General features: G+C 68.8%; 13 protein-coding genes and 1 tRNA gene. 6 read left to right on the top strand and 8 right to left on the bottom strand.

All coding sequences use genetic code 11. The annotated features are described in order from the left end of the window. Nucleotides 1-112 precede the first annotated feature (112 nt). Nucleotides 113-3,601: a transcription-repair coupling factor gene (gene mfd, locus G3A44_RS04910; protein WP_163456397.1), complete on the top strand. Its 3,489-nt coding sequence runs from the start codon at nt 113-115 to the stop codon at nt 3,599-3,601. A gap of 54 nt (nt 3,602-3,655) precedes the next feature. On the opposite strand, the gene icd is transcribed toward mfd, so the two are convergent. Then, nucleotides 3,656-4,918 (bottom strand): NADP-dependent isocitrate dehydrogenase, encoded by a 1,263-nt coding sequence (icd, locus tag G3A44_RS04905; protein WP_163456396.1) that lies wholly within the window; start codon nt 4,916-4,918, stop codon nt 3,656-3,658. A 197-nt stretch (nt 4,919-5,115) separates the two neighbouring features. Between icd and G3A44_RS04900 the strand changes: the two genes are divergently transcribed. The 3 genes from G3A44_RS04900 to G3A44_RS04890 all read left to right on the top strand — a co-directional run bounded on the left by G3A44_RS04900 (nt 5,116) and on the right by G3A44_RS04890 (nt 8,259). Beyond that, nucleotides 5,116-5,820, top strand: a complete 705-nt coding sequence (locus tag G3A44_RS04900; protein ID WP_163456395.1) for a Crp/Fnr family transcriptional regulator — start codon at nt 5,116-5,118, stop codon at nt 5,818-5,820. Nucleotides 5,821-5,865: 45 nt separating this feature from the next. Next, entirely contained in the window at nt 5,866-6,963 is a 1,098-nt protein-coding gene (locus G3A44_RS04895) for a phosphotransferase (RefSeq protein WP_163456394.1), read from the top strand. A gap of 75 nt (nt 6,964-7,038) precedes the next feature. Next, on the top strand, nt 7,039-8,259 hold the full coding sequence (locus G3A44_RS04890) for an acyl-CoA dehydrogenase family protein (protein WP_163456393.1): 1,221 nt from the start codon (nt 7,039-7,041) through the stop codon (nt 8,257-8,259). A 16-nt stretch (nt 8,260-8,275) separates the two neighbouring features. Here the strand turns inward: G3A44_RS04890 and G3A44_RS04885 are convergent, their stop codons facing one another. After that, nucleotides 8,276-9,067, bottom strand: coding sequence for a hypothetical protein (locus G3A44_RS04885; protein ID WP_163456392.1), 792 nt, complete (start codon nt 9,065-9,067; stop codon nt 8,276-8,278). A gap of 66 nt (nt 9,068-9,133) precedes the next feature. Here G3A44_RS04885 and G3A44_RS04880 point away from each other — a divergent pair. Continuing rightward, nucleotides 9,134-9,210: transfer RNA gene (locus G3A44_RS04880), tRNA-Arg, on the top strand. An 87-nt stretch (nt 9,211-9,297) separates the two neighbouring features. Here the strand turns inward: G3A44_RS04880 and G3A44_RS04875 are convergent. The 6 genes from G3A44_RS04875 to mltG all read right to left on the bottom strand — a co-directional run bounded on the left by G3A44_RS04875 (nt 9,298) and on the right by mltG (nt 13,680). Next, nucleotides 9,298-9,513, bottom strand: coding sequence for a hypothetical protein (locus G3A44_RS04875; protein ID WP_163456391.1), 216 nt, complete (start codon nt 9,511-9,513; stop codon nt 9,298-9,300). Nucleotides 9,514-9,696: 183 nt separating this feature from the next. Beyond that, a complete protein-coding gene (locus G3A44_RS04870) occupies nt 9,697-10,527 on the bottom strand; it encodes a TatD family hydrolase (protein WP_163456390.1) in 831 nt (276 codons plus the stop codon). A gap of 39 nt (nt 10,528-10,566) precedes the next feature. Beyond that, nucleotides 10,567-10,950 carry a PilZ domain-containing protein gene (locus tag G3A44_RS04865; protein ID WP_163456389.1) on the bottom strand — a complete coding sequence of 128 codons (384 nt, stop codon included), beginning with the start codon at nt 10,948-10,950 and terminating at the stop codon, nt 10,567-10,569. Between the two features lie 9 nt (nt 10,951-10,959). Continuing rightward, the gene (locus G3A44_RS04860) at nt 10,960-12,024 is read right to left on the bottom strand and encodes a DNA polymerase III delta subunit-related protein (protein ID WP_163456388.1); all 1,065 of its coding nucleotides are present in this window, start codon (nt 12,022-12,024) and stop codon (nt 10,960-10,962) included. Continuing rightward, nucleotides 12,021-12,677 (bottom strand): dTMP kinase, encoded by a 657-nt coding sequence (gene tmk, locus G3A44_RS04855; protein WP_163456387.1) that lies wholly within the window; start codon nt 12,675-12,677, stop codon nt 12,021-12,023. The genes G3A44_RS04860 and tmk overlap by 4 nt, the downstream gene beginning before the upstream one ends. A gap of 7 nt (nt 12,678-12,684) precedes the next feature. Continuing rightward, the gene (gene mltG / locus G3A44_RS04850) at nt 12,685-13,680 is read right to left on the bottom strand and encodes an endolytic transglycosylase MltG (RefSeq protein WP_163456386.1); all 996 of its coding nucleotides are present in this window, start codon (nt 13,678-13,680) and stop codon (nt 12,685-12,687) included. 58 nt (nt 13,681-13,738) lie between these two features. Here mltG and ygfZ point away from each other — a divergent pair, with 58 nt between their 5' ends. Further along, entirely contained in the window at nt 13,739-14,680 is a 942-nt protein-coding gene (ygfZ, locus tag G3A44_RS04845; RefSeq protein ID WP_163456385.1) for a CAF17-like 4Fe-4S cluster assembly/insertion protein YgfZ, read from the top strand. The last annotated feature ends 6 nt before the right edge of the window (nt 14,681-14,686 follow it).

Below are 14,686 nucleotides of genomic sequence, written 5' to 3'. Positions count from 1 at the left end.
TTAGAATCTGGCGGTTCGCGCGTCATTCGGCCCGGTCCCCGCGATCCGGCGTCCATGACGCGTTTGCCATTGGCGCTGCCCTCCCGGCGCGCCCCCAGCCCGCGCACCGTCCATGCAACTGCCTTCCATCGCCCCTGGCAAACGCTTCACCCTGCCCCGCCCCATCGGCTCGGCCGATGCCCTGCTGCTGGCGCGGCATGCGCAGAGCCGGGCGGCGCAAAAGCAGTTGCTGTGCATCGTCACCGCCGAGCCTTCGGACGCCCAGCGCCTGGCCGACGAGCTGCCCTTCTTCGCCCCGGGCCTGCGTGTGGCGCTGTTCCCCGACTGGGAAACCCTGCCTTATGACACCTTCAGCCCGCACCAAGACCTGATCTCCGAGCGCCTGGCCACGCTGTGGAAGATCCACCAGCAGGCGCTGGATGTGGTGCTGCTGCCGGCCACCACCGCGCTCACGCGGTTGGCCCCGCCCAGCTTTCTGGCAGGCACCACCTTTGACTTCAAGGCCAAGACCCGGCTGGACGAGGCCGCACTCAAACGTCAACTCACGCTGGCGGGCTACACCCATGTGAGTCAGGTGGTGTCGCCAGGCGAATACGCGGTGCGCGGCAGCCTGATCGACCTGTTCCCGATGGGTTCGGTGCAGCCATACCGGGTGGACCTGTTCGACGACGAGATCGACTCCATCCGCACCTTCGACCCCGACACCCAGCGCAGCCTGTACCCGGTGCCCGAGGTGCAACTGCTGCCCGGCCGCGAGTTCCCGATGGACGATGCGGCGCGCACCACCTTCCGCCAGCGCTGGCGCGAAAAGATGGAAGGTGACCCCACCAAGCACCGTCTCTACAAAGATATGGCGCAGGGCATCGCCACAGCGGGCATTGAGTACTACCTGCCGCTGTTCTTTGAGCAGGCGGCCAGCTTCTTTGACTACCTGGGCGACGGTGCTGCGCTCGTGCTGCATGGCGAGGTGGATACCGCGCTGCAGCGCTTTTCCTCCGACACCCGCGAGCGCCACCGCTTCCTGCAGCATGACCCGGACCGGCCCATCCTGCCGCCGGACGAGATCTTCCTGCGCACCGACGAGTTCTTCGCGCTGGCCGGCCGGCACGCCACGCTGGCGCTGCGTGGCCAGGAGGCGCTGGACTGGGCCCGCCCTCTGCCCGATGTGAGCGCCGACCGGGGCAGCACCGAGCCCTTGGGGGCCCTGCAGAGGCACTTGGACGACACGCCCCACCGCGTGCTGCTGGTGGCAGAGAGCGACGGCCGGCGTGAGAGCCTGCTGGAGCTGCTGCGCGACCACAAGATTGACGTGCCTGCCGTGGCCTCCCTGGACGAGTTCCTGGCGGGCACGGAGAAGGTGGCCATCACCGCCGCTCCACTGTCAGCGGGCTTCTTCTGGCACGAGCCGGCGCAGGGCATCGCCCTGCAGTTCCTGACCGAGACCGAACTCTTTGCCAGTGCCCCCACCACGCGCCGGCGCCGCAAGCAAGAGCAGACCAGCAACGTCGATTCACTCATCAAGGACCTGTCGGAGCTGAAGGTGGGTGACCCGGTGGTGCATTCGGCCCATGGCATTGGCCGCTACAAGGGGCTGATCCACATCGACCTGTCGGGGGGCCAGGGCGGCGCGAACGGAGGCACAGACGGGGCCAGCGAATTCCTGCACCTGGAATACGCCGACAAAGCCACGCTCTATGTGCCCGTGAGCCAGTTGCACCTCATCAGCCGCTACACCGGCGTCAGCGCCGAAGAAGCGCCGCTGCACAAGCTGGGCTCGGGCCAGTGGGACAAAGCGCGCCGCAAGGCCGCCGAGCAGGTGCGCGACGCCGCCGCCGAGCTGCTCAACCTCTACGCCTTGCGCGCCTCGCGCGAGGGTATGAGCCACCGCTACTCGCCCCACGACTACGAGGCCTTCGCCGCCAGCTTCGGCTTTGAGGAGACGGCCGACCAGCGCGCCGCCATCCATGCCGTGATCCAGGACATGGTCAGCCCCAAGCCCATGGACCGCCTGGTGTGCGGCGACGTGGGCTTTGGCAAGACCGAGGTCGCGCTGCGTGCCGCCTTTGTTTCGGTGATCGGCGGCAAGCAAGTGGCGCTGCTGGCGCCCACCACGCTGCTGGCCGAGCAGCACTACCAGACCATCGTCGACCGCTTTGGCAAGTGGCCGGTCAAGGTGGCCGAGCTGAGTCGATTCCGCACCGCCAAGGAAATCAAGGCCGCGCTGGACGGCATTGAGAACGGCACCATCGACATCGTGGTGGGCACGCACAAGCTGCTCAGCAAGGACGTGCGCTTCAAGCGCCTGGGTCTGCTCATCATTGACGAGGAACACCGTTTTGGCGTGCGCCACAAAGAGGCCATCAAGGCCATGCGCGCCGAGGTGGATGTGCTCACCCTGACCGCCACCCCCATTCCCCGCACCCTGGGCATGGCGCTGGAAGGCCTGCGCGACCTGAGCGTCATCGCCACCGCGCCGCAGCGCCGCCTGGCCATCAAGACCTTTGTGCGCAACGAAAGCAAGAGCGTGATCCGCGAGGCCATCCTGCGCGAGTTGAAGCGCGGCGGCCAGGTCTACTTCCTGCACAACGAGGTGGAGACCATTGAGAACCGCCGGCAAGCGCTGGAGGAATTGATCCCCGAGGCCCGTATCGCCGTGGCCCATGGCCAGATGCCTGAGCGCGAGCTGGAACGCGTGATGCGTGAATTCACCGCCCAGCGCTTCAACGTACTGCTGTGCTCCACCATCATCGAAACCGGCATTGACGTGCCCAGTGCCAACACCATCGTCATGGCGCGGGCCGACAAGTTCGGCCTGGCCCAGCTGCACCAGCTGCGCGGCCGCGTGGGCCGCAGTCACCACCAGGCCTATGCCTACCTGCTGGTGCCCGATGTGGAGGGCCTGACCAAACAGGCCGCCCAGCGCCTGGAAGCCATTCAGGAGATGGAGGAGCTGGGCTCCGGCTTCTACCTGGCCATGCACGACCTGGAGATCCGCGGCGCCGGCGAGGTGTTGGGCGACCACCAGAGCGGCAACATGATGGAAGTGGGCTTCCAGCTCTACAACGAGATGCTGGCCGAAGCCGTGCGGGCCTTGAAGAACGGGGAGGAGCCCGACCTGCTGAGCCCCAACTCCGTGGTCTTTGGCACCACCACCGAGATCAACCTGCACATGCCCGCCCTGCTGCCCGATGCCTACTGCGGCGACGTGCACGTGCGACTGAACCTCTACAAGCGCCTGTCCAGCGCCACCACGCTGGACCAGCTCGACCGCTTGCTGGAGGAAGTGACCGACCGGTTCGGCAAGCTGCCGCCCCAAGCCCAGGCCTTGTTCGACACCCACCGCCTGCGCATCCAGGCCAAACCCTACGGCGTCATCAAGATCGACGCCGGCCCCAAGGTAATGAACATCGGCTTCAAGCCCAACCCGCCGGTGGACCCGATGCGCATCATTGAGCTGGTGCAGAAAAACCGCCAGGTCAAGCTGGCCGGCAATGACCGCCTGCGCATCGACCGCGAAATCGCTGACGCCCGCGAGCGGGCGCAGTACGTGCGGGACATCCTGCGTTCGCTGGGGCAGCCGCAGGGACGGGCCGGGGGCTGAGTTGCTGGGGCCGGGGCCGGCCATCCCGGCTGACCCCGAGCCCGGGCAGTGGCCTCAGAATTCGGCCATCTGCTCGATCATCACCTCGCCAAAGCCGGAGCAGGACACCTGGCGGGCGCCATCCATGAGACGGGCGAAGTCATAGGTGACCTGCTTGGTCTGGATGGCGGCTTCCATGGCGCGGATGACCAGGTCAGCGGCCTCGGTCCAGCCGAGGTGGCGCAGCATCATCTCGGCCGACAGGATCATGGAGCCGGGGTTCACATAGTCCTTGCCGGCGTAGCGCGGCGCCGTGCCGTGGGTGGCCTCAAACAGCGCCAGGGTGTCCGAGAGGTTGGCACCGGGGGCGATGCCAATGCCGCCCACCTGGGCGGCCACGGCGTCAGAGATGTAGTCGCCGTTGAGGTTGAGCGTGGCGATCACCGAGTACTCGGCCGGGCGCATGAGCACCTGCTGGAAGAAGGCATCGGTGATGGCGTCCTTGATGACGATCTCCCGTCCCGTCTTCGGGTTCTTCAAGCGGCACCACACGCCACCATCGATCGGCTGCGCGCCGAACTCGCGCTGCGCCAGGGCGTAGCCCCAGTCGCGGAACGCGCCTTCGGTGAACTTCATGATGTTGCCCTTGTGCACCAGGGTGACGCTGGGCTTGTCATGGTCGATCGCGTACTGGATGGCCTTGCGCACCAGGCGCTCAGTGCCCTCCCTGGACACGGGCTTGACGCCCACGCCGGTGCTGTCGGGATGCCGAAACTTGCTCACACCCATCTGGCTGGTGAGGAAGTCGATCAGTTGGCGCGCGCCCTCGCTGCCCGCCGGGTACTCGATGCCGGCGTAAATGTCCTCGGAGTTCTCACGGAAGATGACCATGTCGGTCTTTTCCGGCTCCTTCAGCGGCGAGGGCACGCCCTTGAAGTACCGCACAGGACGCAGACAGACATAGAGGTCCATCTCCTGGCGCATGGTCACGTTCAGGCTGCGGATGCCGCCGCCCACCGGCGTGGTCAGCGGGCCCTTGATGGACACCAGGTACGACTGGATCGCGGCCACGGTTTCGTCGGGCAACCAGACGTCAGGGCCGTAAAGGCGGGTGGCCTTTTCGCCGGCATAAATCTCCATCCACCGGATTTGGCGTTCACCGCGGTAGGCCATTTCCACCGCGGCGTCCACCACCTTGCGCATGACCGGCGTCACGTCGCGCCCCACACCGTCGCCTTCGATGAAAGGAATGATGGGACGGTCCGGAACCTGGAGGGTCTGGTCGGCGCGGACGGTGATCTTCTGGCCGTCCTGGGGCACTTGAATGTGCTGGGTCATGGTCAAAGTGGCAAGGCAGTTTGGAAAAGGATGAACTGCCGCCGATTCTAGGAGCGCCGTGCGTCTGCCACCGCTGATGTCCGCCGGCTGACAGGGCGGATGTACGCCCCTGGCTACACTGGTTCGCGCCGAGCCGCGCAGGTCCGCGTCAGGGGCCGCCGCCACCGGGCTTTTCACTGTCACGTCAGGGACAAAAGGTGCATTCCTCGCTTCTTACACTCGATGAGCGACACAACATCGATGCCGGCCCATGGTTCTCCACCCTCTCCCACGCCCTGCGACAGGCCATCCTGGCGCGCGCCGTGGTGCGGCGGCTGGAGGATGGGGCGCCACTGGCGGCGCGTGGAGCTCCGGCCGAGGAATGGGTCGGGGTGGCCAAAGGCGCGGTGCGGGTGAGCTCGGTCTCGCTGGCGGGCAAGCAGGTTTCGCTCACCTATGTGGAGCCGGGCGCCTGGTTCGGCGACATCGCGCTGTTCGACGGTCTGCCCCGCACCCACGATGCCAACGCGCATGGGCCCACCACGCTGCTGATCGTGCGCAAGCCCGACTTCAAGTACCTGCTCAGCCAGCATGTGGAGCTCTACGAGGCCCTGCTGCGGCTGAACTGCCGTCGCCTGCGGCTGATGTTCAACCTCATCGAGGACCTGAGCACCCGGCCGCTGGCCGCGCGCCTGGCCAAGCAGCTGCTGATACTGGTGCGCAGCCATGGCATCCACCAGGGCGAGGAGATCCGCATCGGCCTGCAACTGGCGCAGGAGGATCTGGCCCAGCTGCTGGGCGCGTCGCGCCAGCGCGTCAACCAGGAACTCAAGGAACTCGAACGCGAAGGCGCGCTGCGCGTGGAGCCCACCCGACTGGTGGTGCTGTCCCGCGACAAATTGCTGCAAGCCGCCGAACGCTGAGCGCCACCCGGCCCTCAGCCCGGCGATGACAGGCTGAGGAGACCCATGGACACCATCGCCCAGGGCAACACCGGCACCCGCCCGGTGGCCCCCCAACACCGCTTTGACGAACGGGCGCTGGCCGCCTACCTGCATGCCCACCTGCCCGGCTTTGCGGGCCCCCTGCAGGTGGAGCAGTTCAAGGGTGGCCAGTCCAACCCCACCTACCGGTTGACCACGCCGGATACGGTCTACGTGATGCGGGCCAAACCCGGCCCGGTGGCCCGGCTGCTGCCTTCGGCGCATGCCATCGAGCGCGAGTTCCGGGTGATGCAGGCCCTGCAGGGCAGTGAAGTGCCGGTGGCGCGCATGCAGCTGCTGTGCGAGGACGAATCGGTGATCGGCCGGGCGTTCTACGTCATGGAGCATGTCAGCGGCCGGGTGCTGTGGGACCCCTCCCTGCCAGAGCTGGACACCTCCGGGCGCGCGGCGCACTACGACGAGATGAACCGGGTCATCGCCGCCCTGCACCGGGTGGACTTCCGTGCCCTGGGCCTGGGCGACTACGGCAAGCCCGGCAACTACTTCGAGCGCCAAATCGGCCGCTGGAGCAAGCAGTTCTTGGCGTCGGTCACCGGCCCCAACCCGGCCATGGACCGCCTGCTGGACTGGTTGCCGCGGCACATCCCGCCCGGCGCCCGCGACGAGACCGAGGTGTCCATCGTCCACGGGGACTTCCGGCTGGATAACCTGATCTTCGATCCGGCCCAGGCCCGGGTCATCGCCGTGCTGGATTGGGAACTGTCGACGCTGGGTCATCCGCTGGCCGACTTCAGCTACCACTGCATGGCCTGGCACATCCCGCCAGGCACCTTCCGCGGCATCGGCGGGCTGGACCACGCGGCCCTGGGCATTCCTGCCGAGCGCGACTACGTGGCCCGCTATTGCGAACGCATCGGCCGCACCGACCTGGAGGCGGTGATGGAGGACTGGAACTTCTACCTAGCCTACAACCTGTTCCGCATCGCCGCCATCGCCCAGGGCATCGCCAAGCGGGTGGAGGACGGCACCGCCTCCAGTGCCCAAGCGCAGGCCACGGGCGCTGCCGCTCCTGCCCTGGCCGAACTGGCCTGGGGCTTCGCCTTGCGGGCAGGCGCCGCCTGAGCCTCCCCCTCCCGCCGCCCCCCCCACAAAACCCCAGGCCCGCGCCCCGCGAGCCGCCCCCAGAGGAGAGACCCCATGGATTTCGGCTACTCAGCCCGCACCCAGGCCTTGCGTGAAGCCGTCATGGCCTTCATGGACGAACATGTCTTTCCCAACGAGGCCCGCTACTGGGCCGAGCTCGAGGCCAACACCCAGGCGGGCAAGCGCTGGACGCCGCTGCCCGTCATTGAAGAGCTCAAGCCCAAGGCCCGGGCCGCCGGCTTGTGGAACCTGTTCCTGCCCGACTCCAGCCTGGGCGCCGGCCTGACCAACCAGGAATACGCCCCGCTGGCCGAGCTGATGGGACGGGTGCTGTGGTCCAGCGAGGTGTTCAACTGCTCTGCGCCGGACACCGGCAACATGGAGGTGCTGGTGCGCTACGGCACGCCCGAGCAGCAAGAGCGCTGGCTCAAGCCCCTGCTGGCCGGTGAGATCCGCTCCGGCTTTGCCATGACGGAACCGGCCGTGGCCAGCAGCGATGCCACCAACATCGAGGCGAGCATCACCCGTGACGGTGAGGACTACGTGCTCAATGGCCGCAAGTGGTGGACCAGCGGTGCCGGCGATCCCCGCTGCAAAGTGCTGATTTTCATGGGCAAGACCGACCCGGACGCTCCGCGCCACAGCCAGCAGTCCATGATCCTGGTGCCCATGGACACCCCGGGCATCCGCATCGTGCGTCCGCTGACGGTGATGGGCTACGACGACGCGCCGCATGGACACATGGAGATCGAGTTCGACCAGGTGCGTGTGCCGGCGGCCAACCTGCTGCTGGGCGAAGGCCGTGGCTTCGAGATCGCCCAGGGCCGCTTGGGCCCGGGCCGCATCCACCACTGCATGCGCCTGATCGGCCTGGCCGAACGCGCTCTGGGCCTGATGTGCCAGCGCGCCCTGAGCCGCACCGCCTTCGGCCGCACCATCGCCCAGCAGACCGTCACGCAGGAACGCATTGCCGAGGCCCGCTGCATGATCGAGCAGGCGCGGCTGCTCACCCTCAAGGCCGCGTGGATGATGGACGTGGCCGGCAACAAGACCGCCAAGGCCGAGATCGCGATGATCAAGGTGGTGGCCCCGCAAATGGCCTGCCAGGTGATCGACTGGGCCATGCAGGTGCACGGCGGCGCCGGCCTGTGCCAGGACTTCCCCCTGGCCTACTACTACGCCCAGGCCCGCACCCTGCGGTTTGCCGACGGTCCGGACGAGGTGCACCGCAACGCCATCGCCAAGCTCGAATTGGGCAAGCACGCCCCGCGCTGAGCGGCGCCTGCAGCGCTCAATCGGTGGCCGACAGCAGGCCGGTGCCACCCGCCGCCGGGACGACCGCCACCTGGGCCATGGCGCGCAGCACCCGCAGCACCAGCTGACGGGTTGCCAAGAGGCGGTGCTCATCGGGTTGGGGCATGTGGATGCGCAAGGCCATCTGTCCTTGACGCAACACCAGGCTGAAGCGCTCCTCGGGCCATCCCAGGGGGTCGGCGACCATGTCCCCGCCCAGTTCAAAACGGGGCGTCTGGCGCACGGCCAGCGGGGGCTGCAAGGCCTGCCACCACCGCTCCAGCCAACCGGGATCGCTGGCCGACCCGGACAGGGCCGGGAAGCGTCGGCGCAGCGGCCCCACCGCCGGCAACACGGCGATCCACCGCAGTTCGGCCGGCAAGGAAGGATCGGCGCTGGTCTGGGTGCTGTCCACCAGGCGTTGGTAAAGCGCCAGGGACTGCTCTTCCAGCAGGTCCGCCGGCCACAGGGCGGCCAGCAGCTCCTCGTCCGGCAAGGGGGCCGGGCAGCGCCAGATCAGCACCGGACTGCTCAGGTAGTTGCGGTCGCTCGCCCCCCAACGGATGTCGTGGCCATCGGGTACGCCCTGCGCATGCAACTGCAGCGATGGCCCTTGTGGTGAGGGCGAGACCTGCCAGCCCAGTACGGTGGCGGCCGCACCCAGCGCCTGTCCGCCCTGTGCGGCCCATCCCCCGATGCGGCCCCAGGGCCAGTCGGCCGCCTCTGGCAGCCGCGCCTGCAAGCGCTGCCGCAGCTGCTCCCAAAGTGTGCGCCGTTCGAGCTCGTCCATGAGCTGTGACATCGGCCACGTCGGCGCTGGCTTGAGGGCCTAGAATCAAAGGCTTGCCAAAGCGCGCTGCCCGTAGCTCAACTGGATAGAGCAGCTGCCTTCTAAGCAGCAGGTCGGGGGTTCGAGTCCCTCCGGGCAGGCCAGCATGCGGTTTCCGGTTCGCTTGCCGCGTCCGATCGGCTCACGGCCGCTGAGCCCCAGGCACGGTGGGCGGCGCCTGAACACGACACTCAGAGCTCGGCTTCGTCCTCGGCGCCTTCAATCTCGGCGTCGTAGGCGCTCAGTTCCGGGTTGGCCACCTTAGGGATCAGCGGCTTATCCAAGGGGCGGCATACGCGGCGACGCAGCCCGCTCAGGCGTTCGGAACGCTCCACAGCCTGCAGGATGGCCTCCGGGTCGGTGATCATCATGAACGGGTTGGCGGCGGTCAGGGCTTGGTGGCGCATGGTGTCTCTCCATCGGCGCGCCGGTACGTGGCCCCGGCGCAGGTTCAATCGGTGTCGATGGAGTTCACTGTAGGCAGCGCGGCCTGTTCGGCACAGTCGGCCTAGGGACAAGCCGCGTGTCGGAATCTGTCTGACAGGCCCGTCAGCCCCGCCCCCGCGGGCCGCTCGGGGCCGGCCTGGCGCTCAGGCTGCCGGTGGTGTGGGCAAGCGGGCCGGCCGGGTGCGGCACTGGCGCTGCACGTCCACACCAAACAGCTGCTCAAAGTTGGCCGTGGTGGCCTGCGCCACCGCCTCCAGGTCCAGGCCCTTTTCCCGTGCCAGCACTTCCGCCACGTGAGGCACCCAGCCTGGCTGATTGACCTTGCCACGGTGCGGCACCGGCGCCAGGTAGGGGCTGTCCGTCTCGATGAGGCAACGGTCCAGCGGCACGAAACGAGCGACCTCACGCAGGTCGGCGGCATTGCGGAAGCTCACGATCCCGGAAAACGAGATCATGAAACCCAGGTCCAGGGCGGCCCGAGCCACCTCGGCGGTTTCCGTGAAGCAGTGGAAGACACCGCCGACCCCGCCTTGAAGGGCGCGCAGTTGACTCAGCGTGTCTTGGCTGGCATTGCGGGTGTGGATCACCAAAGGCAGGGTGGTGAGCCTGGCTGCCTCCAGATGCACCTGAAAGCGGTCGCGCTGCCATTGCATGTCGGCCACGCTGCGGCCGTTGAGGCGGTAGTAGTCCAGCCCCGTCTCGCCCAGGGCGACCACCCGGGGATGCCGGGCCCATTCGCACAGCAGCGCCAGGTCGGGCTCGGGGCTGTCCTCGGTGTCAGGGTGCACGCCGGCACTGGCCCACAGCCGGGGATCCTCCTCCGCCAAAGCCACCACCTCAGCGATCTCCTCGGTGCGGGTGCTGATGCACAGGGCGGCCGCCACCCGGGCCTGCGCCATGGTCTGCAGGATCTCGGGCAGGCGCTCTCGAAGCTCCGGAAAGCTCAGGTGGCAATGGGAATCGACAAACTGCATGGGCAAAGGCAACAGGGGTGAGCGCCGCCGGGCGGCACCTCAAATGGTTTGGGTGGGCTTGGAGGAGGAGATGGCGGTGCCCAGGATCTCCTCGATGCGCATGCGCAGCAACCGGGTCTTTTCGTCCGCGGGAAAACGCACGCCCACGCCTTGGGTGCGACCCCCCGAGGTGTTGGGCGGCGTGATCCAGGCCACCTTGCCGGCCACCGGGAAACGCTGGGGATCGTTGGGCAGGGAAAGCAGCAGGTAGATGTCGTCGCCCAGTCGGTAGTCGCGCGGCGTGGGCACAAACAGACCGCCCTCGGTGAACATCGGGATGTAGGCCGCGTAGAGCGCGCCCCGCTCCCGGAAGTTCAGCTGGATCACGCTGGGACGGTGCCCGGCCGTGGCGGCGGCCGATCCGGTCAGTTCTGGTTCGCTCATGAACCGAGTTTATCGGGGTGCAGGCCGACGAACGCCCGCCCCTGGTGGCCGGCGGGCCGCGCGGTGCGGCAACATGACCGACTGGCCCTCGGCCACCAGCGACTCCAGCAGGAGTGGCGCATGCCAGGGGTGTTCGTCGTGGCGCGCGGCACGGCGCAACTGGTCGCCCCAGGCGGTGAGTGCGGGCAGCGCCAGGCCTTGCGGCAGGCTGGTGCCCGGAAAATAGCGGGCATGGCCCTGCACATGCACGGCCAGGAGGTCGTGGCACAGGCACTGCAGGGCCCGCAGCGCCTGCGGCAGCGGCAGCACCGCCAGGCCACGCACTTCGCCGGCGGCCACCTGTGCAGGCAGTTGGGTCCAGAGCTCGGCGGTCATGCCCGCCTGGGCCAGGGCCAGGGCGGCCAAGGGTTCGCCGCCCGCAGCATGCAGCATGACCTCAGGCTCCGGCAAGGGCCCCCGGCGCAACCAGGCCAGCGCCTGCTCCACCGGGGGCGGGTCCAGGCGCAGCCGCTGGCAACGGCTGCGGATGGTGGGAAGCAGCCGCTCCGGGTTGTCCACGCACAGCAGCAGGCGAACCCCGGGGGCGGGCTCCTCCAGCGTCTTGAGCAAGGCGTTGGCCGACACCAGGTTCATGGCATCCGCCGGATGGAACACCAGCACCTTGCCGCGGCCGCGGCCGGAGCTGGTGTGCGCCCAGTCGATGGCCTGGCGGATGGCCTCGACCTTGATCTCCCGACTGGGCTTGCGCTTGCTGCGGGATTCGCTGTCGCCCTCGCCTTCTGCATCGGCGCTGGCTTGCCATTGACGAGCCAGTTGCTCGGCCTCGGGCATGACCACGCGCAGGTCGGCATGGCTGTGGGCCAGGGCCAGGTGGCAGGCGGCGCACTGGTCGCAGGGCAGGCCGCCCGGGCCGGGGGCCTCGCACAGCCAGGCCTGGGCCGCCCGCAAGGCCAGCTCGAACAGGCCGGATCCGGCCGCACCGTGCAGGATCAGGGCATGGCTGCGCTGGGGCTGCAGCAGCTGGTGCAGTGCGGGGGCCAGCCAGGGCAGGTCCTGCTCGGTGAAGGTGCTCATGCAAGCGCTCCCCGGGCCTGCAGGTAGTGCTGCAGGGCCGCCAGCGCGTCGCGCTGGACGTCGGCCAGGGCCTGCCCAGCCTCCACCCGCACGATGCGCCCGGGCGCGGCCTGTGCGCGGGCCAGGTAGCCCGCGCGCACCCGGTCAAAGAAGTCCAGCGTCTCCTGCTCCAGGCGGTCGGCCTCGCGCGCCGCCTGCCGCCGGCGCGCGGCCAGGGCCGGATCCAGGTCGAACCACAGTGTCAGGTCCGGTTGGCGCCCGTTCTGTACCCAGGCCTCCAGGGTCTGCAGGACGGCGAGGTCGAAACGGCGCCCACCGCCCTGGTAGGCGAAGGTGGCATCGGTGAAGCGGTCGCACAGCACGGTGTGGCCCTGGGCCAACGCCGGCTCGATGACCGTGGCCAGGTGGTCGCGCCGTGCCGCAAAGACCAGCAAAGCCTCGGTGAGGGCATCCATGGGTTGGTGCAGGAACAGGGCGCGCAGCGATTCGGCCAGCGGGGTGCCGCCGGGCTCGCGGGTGGCCACCACGGTGTGGCCGGCGGCCTCCAGCGCCTGGCGAAGCGCGGCGAGTTGGCTGGACTTGCCTGCACCGTCGATGCCTTCGACGGTGATGAACAGCGGCCTTGGCCGGCGAATGTTTGGGATCGGGTCCATCTCGAGGTCAGCGCCCCCCGCGCTGGTAACGGTTGACCGCACGGTTGTGGTCGTCCAGGTTGGCGGAGAAGGCGCTGCGGCCATCGCCCATGGCGACGAAATACAGGGCATCGGTCGCTTCGGGTCGCGCCGCCGCCTGGAGTGCCTGCAGGCCGGGCATGGCGATCGGGGTAGGCGGCAGGCCCGTGCGGGTGTAGGTGTTCCAGGGGGTGTCGGTCTGCAGGTCGGTGCGGCGCAGGTTGCCATCGAAACGCTCGCCCATGCCGTAGATGACCGTGGGGTCGGACTGCAAGGGCATGCCCAGCCGCAGCCGGTTGGCAAAGACGCCAGCAATGCGTCCGCGGTCGGCCGCCGCCCCCGTCTCCTTCTCGACGATTGAGGCCAGCACCAGCAGCTCCTGGGGGCTGCGCAGCGGCACCCCCTGGGCGCGCTCAGCCCACACGCCCTCCAGCCGCCGGCGCATGGCGTCCCGGGCCCGGCGCAACACGGTCACGTCGCTCACGCCGCGGCTGTAGGCGTAGGTGTCAGGAAAGACCCACCCTTCCGGGCGGGCCAGCGGCAGCTCCAGCAGCCGGGCCACCTCGGCATCGCTCAGCGCCGCCAGTGTCGGCCGCAGATGCGGCGCGCGGGCCAGGGCTTCGCGCACCTGCCGAAAGCTCCACCCCTCGATGAAGCGCACGGTCTCCAGCGACTCGTCACCACGCACCATGCGCTCCAGCAGGGTGCGCGGGGTCACGCCGGTCTCGACCTCGTAGCTGCCCGCGCGGATGCGCCGGGCCTGTCCCGAGAGCCTGAACCATTGGTAGAGAACCACCTCTGGCACTTCGACGCCGGCCCCCACCCACAGCCGCGCCACGTCCCGCGGCGAAGTGCCCGGCTCGATCGACACCTCCACCTGCGCCTGCCGCAGGGGCAGCGGGCTGTGCACCCAGGCGGCCAGCAGCGCGCCCAGGCCCAGGGCCAGACCCAGCAGGGTCCACACCAGTCGTTTGACTACCTTCATCGTGCCCCGCGAGACCCCGTACCCAGCTCAGCCATGGGGCGCGATGATAATCGTCCGCATGTTCAAGACCCCCTCCTTCCCCGAAGTGCGCCCCGGCGTGGCGCGTCTGGCCGACTGGGGCCTGATCCGTGCCGAAGGCGAGGACGCTGCCACTTTCCTGCAAGGCCAGCTGACACAGGACGTGCAGAGCCTGCGAGAGGGCGAGGCCCGCCTGGCAGGCTACTGCTCGGCCAAGGGCCGACTGCTGGCCACTTTTGTGGTCTGGCGGCCGGCACCGGACGTCTTCCTGCTGGCCTGCAGCGCCGATCTGCTGCCGACCACACTCAAGCGCCTGTCCATGTTCGTGCTGCGCGCCAAGTGCCGGCTCAGCGATGCCTCCGGCCACTGGACGGTGTGGGGCCAGGTCGGCGCGCCCGAGGGCTTGTCGCCCGCGTTGCCCGGCGCCGCCTGGCAATGGGGGACGCAGGACGATGTTACCCTGGTGCGCCTGCCGGATGTGGCCGGCCAGGCCCGCGCCTTGCGTATCGCGCCGGCTGGGAGCGTGGCGCCCGATGCCCCGGCACTGGAGGAGGATCTGTGGCGTTGGTTGGAAGTGGCCAGCGGTGTGGCCCGCGTGAACCAGTCCACGGTGGAAGCCTTCGTGCCGCAGATGATCAATCTGGAGCTGGTCGGTGGCGTCAGCTTCAAGAAGGGCTGCTACCCCGGCCAGGAGGTGGTGGCCCGCAGCCAGTACCGCGGCACGCTCAAGCGCCGCGCCTATTTGCTGCAGTCTGAGGCCCCCATGGGTGCCGGGCAGGAGGTCTTCCACGCCGCCGACCCCGGCCAGCCGGCCGGCACCGTGGTCCTGGCCGCCAGCTGGCCAGGCCTGGGCGCGCTGGCGCTGGTGGAGCTCAAGCGCGCAGCCGCCGAGGACGATGGCGACCTGCGCGCGGGTCAGGCCGACGGGCCGGCACTGGTGCGGCAGGCCCTGCCCTACGCCTTGCCCGCCGAAGAGGCCTGACCCCTA

The organism is Ideonella livida, from assembly GCF_010499455.1.
Classification (GTDB): domain Bacteria; phylum Pseudomonadota; class Gammaproteobacteria; order Burkholderiales; family Burkholderiaceae_C; genus Ideonella; species Ideonella livida.
Note: the sequence above shows the minus strand (reverse complement) of the source record. Positions and strands in the feature narration are given on the sequence as shown.

Bases quoted from the DNA above. Each gene is read 5' to 3' on its own strand.
- mfd (WP_163456397.1), top strand. From the start codon at position 113: ATGCAACTGCCTTCCATCGCCCCTGGCAAACGCTTCACCCTGCCCCGC.
- icd (WP_163456396.1), bottom strand. From the start codon at position 4,918: ATGACCCAGCACATTCAAGTGCCCCAGGACGGCCAGAAGATCACCGTC.
- G3A44_RS04895 (WP_163456394.1), top strand. From the start codon at position 5,866: ATGGACACCATCGCCCAGGGCAACACCGGCACCCGCCCGGTGGCCCCC.
- G3A44_RS04890 (WP_163456393.1), top strand. From the start codon at position 7,039: ATGGATTTCGGCTACTCAGCCCGCACCCAGGCCTTGCGTGAAGCCGTC.
- G3A44_RS04885 (WP_163456392.1), bottom strand. From the start codon at position 9,067: ATGGACGAGCTCGAACGGCGCACACTTTGGGAGCAGCTGCGGCAGCGC.
- G3A44_RS04875 (WP_163456391.1), bottom strand. From the start codon at position 9,513: ATGCGCCACCAAGCCCTGACCGCCGCCAACCCGTTCATGATGATCACC.
- G3A44_RS04870 (WP_163456390.1), bottom strand. From the start codon at position 10,527: ATGCAGTTTGTCGATTCCCATTGCCACCTGAGCTTTCCGGAGCTTCGA.
- G3A44_RS04865 (WP_163456389.1), bottom strand. From the start codon at position 10,950: ATGAGCGAACCAGAACTGACCGGATCGGCCGCCGCCACGGCCGGGCAC.
- G3A44_RS04860 (WP_163456388.1), bottom strand. From the start codon at position 12,024: ATGAGCACCTTCACCGAGCAGGACCTGCCCTGGCTGGCCCCCGCACTG.
- tmk (WP_163456387.1), bottom strand. From the start codon at position 12,677: ATGGACCCGATCCCAAACATTCGCCGGCCAAGGCCGCTGTTCATCACC.
- mltG (WP_163456386.1), bottom strand. From the start codon at position 13,680: ATGAAGGTAGTCAAACGACTGGTGTGGACCCTGCTGGGTCTGGCCCTG.
- ygfZ (WP_163456385.1), top strand. From the start codon at position 13,739: ATGTTCAAGACCCCCTCCTTCCCCGAAGTGCGCCCCGGCGTGGCGCGT.